Here is a 541-nt window from a genome sequence, read left to right as displayed (position 1 = left end):
CATCAGCACCCTGGCGCCGCTGTTCTCGGCGCCGAGGATGTTCTCGGCCGGCACCTCCACGTCCTCGAACACCAGCTCGCCGGTGTGCGAGCCGCGCATGCCCAGCTTGTCCAGCTTCTGCGCCACGGAGAAGCCCTTCATGCCCTTCTCGACGATAAAGGCGGTCATGCCGCGCGCGCCCAGCTCGGGCTCGGTCTTGGCGTAAACCACCAGCACGTCGCAGTCCGGGCCGTTGGTGATCCACATCTTGGTGCCGTTGAGCACGTAGCGGTCGCCTTTCAGTTCCGCGCGCAGCTTCATGCTGACCACGTCCGAGCCGGCGTTGGGCTCGCTCATCGCCAGCGCGCCGATCCATTCGCCCGACACCAGCTTGGGCAGGTACTTCGCCTTCTGCGCGGCCGTGCCGTTGCGGTGGATCTGGTTCACGCACAGGTTCGAGTGCGCGCCGTACGACAGGCCCACCGACGCCGAGGCGCGGCTGATCTCTTCCATCGCGATCATGTGCGCCAGGTAGCCCATGTTGGCGCCGCCGTATTCCTCG

General features: G+C 66.5%; 1 protein-coding gene. It reads right to left on the bottom strand.

Features of this window, described 5'->3' with window-relative positions:
- On the bottom strand, positions 1-541 hold a 541-nt coding region (locus E1J61_RS36845), incomplete at both ends, for an acyl-CoA dehydrogenase family protein (protein WP_207951302.1).

Source organism: Cupriavidus sp. L7L, from assembly GCF_004353535.1.
Taxonomy (GTDB): domain Bacteria; phylum Pseudomonadota; class Gammaproteobacteria; order Burkholderiales; family Burkholderiaceae; genus Cupriavidus; species Cupriavidus oxalaticus_A.
This window is presented reverse-complemented; position numbering and strand designations above follow the sequence as displayed.